The organism is Streptomyces sp. NPDC127084 (assembly GCF_042724175.1).
In the GTDB taxonomy this organism is placed as follows: domain Bacteria; phylum Actinomycetota; class Actinomycetes; order Streptomycetales; family Streptomycetaceae; genus Streptomyces.
In genome coordinates, this window is sequence record NZ_JBHXFA010000046.1 from 32,371 (window position 1) to 38,947 (window position 6,577).

Here is a 6,577-nt window from a genome sequence, read left to right on the forward strand (position 1 = left end):
CCCCGCGGGGGTGCTGTGCTTGCTTAGCCACACCCACCCCGCCGCGCGCGGCTTGCGGGCGGGGCGGCCCCCCACCCCCACCCCCCCCCCCCCCCCCCCGAGGCCGCGTCGGCGCGTCAAGGTGAGCGCGACCGCCGCATAGAGCAGCGCCATCAGGATCACCAGCGGCCCTGACTTGCCGTCGGGGGGCAGAATCAGCGCCGCCAGCCCGATCGCCGTGACGAAGGCGACGTTGAAGAGCATGTCGTAGAGGGCGAACACCCGGCCGCGAAAAGCGTCATCGACAGCGGTCTGGACGACTGTGTCCGTGGCGATCTTCGCTCCCTGGGTGACGGCCCCCAGGACGAACGCGGCGATGAGCATGGGTACGGGGGCGAACGGCAGACCGAGGGCCGGTTCGAGTACGGCCGCGACTCCCGCGCATGTCGCCATCCAGCCGTACGGTCCGAGCCGGTTCACCGCCCAGGGGGTGATGACGGCCGCGGTGAGGAAGCCGGCTCCGGAGACACCCAGCGCCAAGCCCAGCAGGGTCAGTCCCTGCTCCTCGGTCGCCGACCACGCGTGCCGGCACAGCGTCAGCACCATGACGGTCAGCGCGCCGTAGCAGAAGCGGAAGATGCTCATCGCTCCAAGCGCCCTTGCGGCGGCCCGGCGCTCCGCGAGATGGCGAAGCCCGCCGACGAGCCCGCGCGCGGTGGAGGCCAGTGCCGCCGTCAGCCGTGGCTGCAGCTGCTCGGGATCCGGGCCGAGTAGTGCACGAGCCATCCGCAGCGAGGCCAGTCCGGCGCAGAGGTACAGCACGGCGCCCAGGAGGACGACTGCCGCATCAGAGTCGGCCGCTACCAGGCGTACAGCGAACGCGAGTCCGCCACCGGCGGTCGCGGCGATGGTCCCCGCGGTCGGTGACAGCGAATTGGCCATCACCAGTCGGTCCTCATCGACCACTCGCGGCAGGGAGGCGGACAGCCCCGCCAGGATGAAGCGGTTGATGGCCGTCACACAGAGGGCGGAGGCGTAGAAGAGCCAGTCCGGGAGAGCGGCGACGATCAGCAGCGCGGTGACGGCGGCGAGCGCGGCACGCAGCACATTGCCGTAGAGAAAGACCTGGCGGCGCTGCCAGCGATCCAGGAGCACCCCGGCGAAGGGGCCGACGAGCGAGTACGGCAGCAGCAGTACGGCCATGGCCGAAGCGATCGCGGTCGGGGAGGTCTGCCGCTCCGGTGAGAAGACGACATAGGTGGCGAGTGCGACCTGGTAGACCCCGTCGGCCGCCTGGGACAGCAGACGTACGGCCAGTAGACGGCGGAAGCCGGAGAACCGCATGAGTACGCGCAGATCACCTACGACAGGCATGTGCGCCAGCGTCACACAGAACGAGGGCCCCCGGGCAGATGCCACGGGGACCCTCAGGCGTCCGGAAGGGACGTGTGCACCGGAGTCCAGGAAGGACGTGGGTGCTTAGCGCTCGACCTCGCCCTTGATGAACTTCTCGACGTTCTGGCGGGCCTCGTCGTCGAAGTACTGGACCGGCGGGGACTTCATGAAGTACGAGGACGCGGAGAGGATCGGGCCGCCGATGCCGCGGTCCTTGGCGATCTTCGCGGCGCGCACGGCGTCGATGATGACACCGGCCGAGTTCGGGGAGTCCCAGACCTCGAGCTTGTACTCCAGGTTCAGCGGGACGTCGCCGAAGGCGCGACCCTCAAGGCGGACGTACGCCCACTTGCGGTCGTCCAGCCAGGCCACGTAGTCCGAAGGACCGATGTGGACGTTGTTCTCGCCGAGGTCGCGGTCCGGGATCTGGGAGGTGACGGCCTGGGTCTTGGAGATCTTCTTGGACTCCAGGCGCTCGCGCTCCAGCATGTTCTTGAAGTCCATGTTGCCGCCGACGTTGAGCTGCATCGTGCGGTCCAGGATCACACCACGGTCCTCGAACAGCTTCGCCATGACGCGGTGCGTGATGGTGGCGCCGACCTGGGACTTGATGTCGTCACCGACGATCGGCACTCCGGCCTCGGTGAACTTGTCAGCCCACTCCTTGGTGCCCGCGATGAAGACCGGGAGCGCGTTGACGAAGGCGACCTTGGCGTCGATGGCGCACTGTGCGTAGTACTTCGCCGCCTCCTCGGAGCCCACCGGCAGGTAGCAGACGAGCACGTCGACCTGCTGGTCCTTGAGGGCCTGGACCATGTCAACGGGAGCCTCGGCCGACTCCTCGATGGTCTGGCGGTAGTACTTACCCAGACCGTCGAGGGTGTGGCCGCGCTGGACCTTCACACCCGTGGTCGGCACGTCGCAGATCTTGATGGTGTTGTTCTCGCTGGCACCGATGGCGTCCGCGAGGTCGAGGCCGACCTTCTTCGCGTCGACGTCGAAGGCGGCCACGAACTCGACGTCCCGGACGTGGTAGTCGCCGAACTGGACGTGCATCAGCCCCGGCACCTTGGAGGCCGGGTCGGCGTCCTTGTAGTACTCGACGCCCTGCACCAGCGAGGCGGCGCAGTTGCCCACGCCGACGATGGCTACGCGAACCGAACCCATTCCGGTTGCTCCCTGTCCCTGTTTGTTCTCGTACGAGACCCTGCGTGTTCCGCGGGGTTTCACTTGGTGGTGTCATCGGACGGATCCGGCTGGTCGGGCGCCCCTGAGGGGCTCCCTTCCGGGGACGCTGCCCCCCGATGCCGGGGCAGGCCGCCCGTCTCTCCGGATGTGGTGCCCTGCCGAGCCTCGTCCCCAGCGGAAGGGGACCGGCGCTGGTCCCGTCCCGCCCGCTCGCTCTCGATGAGCTCGTTCAGCCAGCGCACCTCACGCTCCACGGACTCCATACCGTGGCGCTGGAGCTCAAGCGTGTAGTCGTCGAGGCGCTCGCGGGTACGGGCGAGCGAGGCGCTCATCTTCTCCAGCCGCTCCTCGAGCCTGCTGCGTCTGCCTTCCAGCACACGCATCCTCACCTCACGCTCCGTCTGCCCGAAGAAGGCGAAGCGAGCCGCGAAGTGCTCGTCCTCCCAGGTATCGGGGCCGGTGTGGGAGAGGAGCTCCTCGAAGTGCTCCTTGCCTTCGGCGGTCAGGCGGTAGACGATCTTGGCCCGTCGTCCTGCCAGTGAGGCGGCCAGGGCGTCCTCGGGCGCGCTGCCCGGCTCCTCGATCAACCATCCGTTGGCGACCAGCGTCTTGAGGCAGGGGTAGAGCGTCCCGTAACTGAACGCCCGGAAGATCCCCAGCGACGTGTTGAGCCGCTTGCGCAGCTCGTATCCGTGCATCGGAGCCTCACGAAGCAGCCCGAGGACGGCGAACTCGAGGATGCCGGAACGCCTGCTCATCGATCGCCTCCTCCGCCTCTCCGGACTCCAGGTGCGCTTATGCCGCTCTGATGTATCGACTCGATACATCCAGACGATAGAACGACGTTCCTGCGGCGACAAGTGGGACTCCCGTGACCGGCATCACACCGTCAATTCGCAGCAGGGGACTTGCCGGTTTAGAGGTGAATTTCACGCTCAAGGTGTTTTCGTCCATGCGTAGGCTGTGCGGCATGCAGACCACCGGGAACCATGCGGCGCCTTCAAACGTCGTCCTCCCGGATGCAACACGGATGAGCCCGATCGCGGGCTGGTCCGTATTGATTGCGGGGGGACCGGATCACCACTGCCGCTTCCAGGCGTTTACGCCTGCCCGAGGAGTAGTCGTTCGATGAGCGAGCACCGTCGCAAACCGCCCCAGCCGCAGGGTGGCGGACGTGCCGCGGCCAGGCGTGCCGCCCAGCAGCCGACAGGCCGCCGCGCAGCCCCGCAAGGGGGCGCAGCCACCGGGTCCCCTTCAGACGCGTACGGGCAACCGTACGGCGGTCGCGCCGAGGCTCGGCGCGCAGCGCAACGTGGCGGGCGCAGACGCGCCGCCGAGGCGGGTGGAGCAGGAGTCGGAGGCCACGGCGGCGGACGCCGCGGTACCGGAGGCGGCGGCCAGGGTGGCCCCGGCCGCGGCCGGGGCGGCGACCCCGCCAAGCGGCGGTGGATCGACTACCCGCGGCACAACAAGTACGGCTGGCGGCGCTGGATGCCGTCGTGGAGGCTCGTGACCGGTCTGGCGCTCGGTTTCGCCGGCAGCCTGATGGCGGCGGGCACCATCGCCTACGCGGTGGTGGTGGTGCCGGATCCCGCCGACGCTGCCGAGGCGCAGAACAACGTCTACTACTGGAAAGACGGCACCCAGATGGCCGCCACGGGCGGTGAGGTCAACCGGCAGATCCTCACGCCCGACAACATCCCGTCGGCCATGAAGTCCGCCGTGATCTCCGCGGAGAACAAGTCGTTCGAGACCGACGACGGCATTGACCCGATGGGTATCGGCCGTGCCGTCCTCAACATGGCGAGAGGTGGTCAGACCCAGGGCGGTTCCACGATCACCCAGCAGTACGTCAAGAACGCCATGCTGAACCAGGAGCAGACCCTGAGCCGCAAGGCCAAGGAGCTCTTCATCTCCATGAAGGTGGACACGCGGCTGTCCAAAGAGCAGATCATGGCCGGCTACCTGAACACCTCCTACTACGGGCGTGGCGCCTATGGAGTCCAGGCGGCGGCGCGCACGTACTTCGACAAGGACGCGAAGGACCTCGACGCCAGCCAGTGCGCCTTCCTCGCGGCACTTCTGAAGGGCGCCACGTACTTCGACCCGGCCGGTGCCACCGAGATCGACAGGGCCGCCACCCCGGAGGCCAACACCAGGCGTGTCACCGAGCGCTGGTCCTGGATCCTCGACGAGATGGTCAAGGACAAGCGCCTCGACGCGGCGGAGCGTGAGAAGTACCGCAACAAGTTCCCCGACGTTCAGAAGCCGAAGAAGAACGCCCAGTTGGGCGGGCAGGTCGGCTATCTGGTGGACCTGGCCAAGGCCAACTTCATCAACAACAACGAGCAGGGCATCACCGACCTGAGCAAGGGCGGCTACGAGATCTACACCACCTTCGACAAGAAGAAGGTGGAGGCGCTCCAGAAGTCGGTCCAGAAGGTCTACAAGGAGAACATCGACCCCGAGAAGCGCCCGGACAAGGACACCCACGTCCAGTTCGGCGGCGCCTCGGTCAATCCGGAGAACGGCGCGATCGAGGCCATCTACGGCGGTACGGACGCGACCAAGCACTTCACCAACAACGCCGACGAGACCGGTGCCCAGGTCGGCTCGACGTTCAAGCCCTTCGTGCTCGCCGCGGCCATGCAGGACGGTGTGCGCGATCCCTCGCTCGGTGACGACCAGGGTGCGGAGAGCCGCACGCGTGTCGATCCTGACAAGAGCAAGTACAACGGCATCAACAAGCTCAAGATCAGGGACTACGACGGCACCGTCTGGCGCAACGAGAAGGACGAGGAATGGCTCCAGACCAATGACGGCGGGGAGTCCTACCGGAACATCACCCTGCGCGAAGCCATGATCCACTCGGCCAACTCACCCTTCGCCCAGCTGGGCATGGACGTCGGCATCGACAATGTGCGGCAGACCGCGGTCAAGGCGGGTCTCAGGCAGGAGAGCCTGGTCAAGGGCAACGTCCCGTCGTTCTCGCTCGGTATCTCCAGCCCAAGCGCCATCCGTATGGCGGGCGCGTACGCCACGTTCGCCGCCAACGGGAAGCAGAACGACCCGTTCTCGGTGATCGAGGTCAAGAAGGGCGGCGAGACCGTCTACAAGCACGAGGACAAGCCCGAGACGGCCTTCTCGTCCGCCATCTCCAGCAATGTGACCGATGTGCTCAAGGATGTCGTGGAGAAGGGCACCGGCACCAACGCCCGGCTCCCCGGACGCGACGTCGCGGGCAAGACCGGCACCACCGACGGCAACAAGTCCGCCTGGTTCGTGGGATACACGCCGCAGCTGGTGACGGCGATCGACATGTACCGGATGGACGACAACGCGGCGAACAAGAACCGCAAGTTCCTGGAGATGTTCGGGACCGGCGGGCAGAAGAAGATCCACGGTGCGTCGTTCCCGTCCGAGATCTTCAAGGACTACATGACGGTCGCGCTCAAGGGCACGAAGGCGATCTCGTTCCCCGAGCCGGAGCCGCTCGACGCCGAGGCCGTCTGCGGGGCCGGAAAGCCCTGCTCCTCCCCGTCCCCGACCGTATCCGTGACGCCTTCCGAGGAACCCTCTCAGAGCCCGTCTGCGAGCCCCTCCAAGTCGCCGTCCCAGTCGCCTGACCCCGAGGAGACCTGCGGGCGCTTCGACTGGAACTGCGAACCCGTCGGCGGCCAGGACGGCGGCGGCGACAACGGCGGCACCGACATCGGAGGGACGACGGACGGCGGCGCCACGGACGGGGGCGTGACCACCAGCCCGTCACCGCCGCCCGGCAGCAACGGCAACGGGGGGAACAACGGCGGGAACGACGAAGGCGCCGACGACGGTGGCTTCTTCGGGGGACCGGGCGGCTGACGCAGCGTTCACCCTGCACCTCCACCGAGGGGCCCGCGCCCCCGGCACCCCGCCCGGGCGGGCCCCCCCGGGTTAGCACGGAAGGGGGGCGCGGACAGGGGGGTGGGGAGGTTTTTGATATTTGGGGTCCCCACAAAAAAAAACGGGGGCCCAG

The 6,577-nt window shown here is 67.6% G+C and carries 4 protein-coding genes; 1 reads left to right on the forward strand and 3 read right to left on the reverse strand.

Going from position 1 to position 6,577, the window contains the following annotated elements:
• The 3 genes from ACFWI9_RS13755 to ACFWI9_RS13765 form a co-directional block, all read right to left on the reverse strand.
• Positions 1-1,353, reverse strand: a 1,353-nt coding sequence (locus tag ACFWI9_RS13755) for an MFS transporter (protein ID WP_387161636.1), incomplete at its 3' end; no start/stop codon positions are given.
• 105 nt (positions 1,354-1,458) lie between these two features.
• On the reverse strand, positions 1,459-2,541 hold the full coding sequence (locus ACFWI9_RS13760; protein ID WP_387161638.1) for an inositol-3-phosphate synthase: 1,083 nt from the start codon (positions 2,539-2,541) through the stop codon (positions 1,459-1,461).
• 59 nt (positions 2,542-2,600) lie between these two features.
• Entirely contained in the window at positions 2,601-3,320 is a 720-nt protein-coding gene (locus ACFWI9_RS13765) for a helix-turn-helix transcriptional regulator (protein WP_387161639.1), read from the reverse strand.
• A 370-nt stretch (positions 3,321-3,690) separates the two neighbouring features.
• Between ACFWI9_RS13765 and ACFWI9_RS13770 the strand changes: the two genes are divergently transcribed.
• On the forward strand, positions 3,691-6,423 hold the full coding sequence (locus ACFWI9_RS13770; protein ID WP_387161640.1) for a transglycosylase domain-containing protein: 2,733 nt from the start codon (positions 3,691-3,693) through the stop codon (positions 6,421-6,423).
• Positions 6,424-6,577 lie beyond the last annotated feature (154 nt).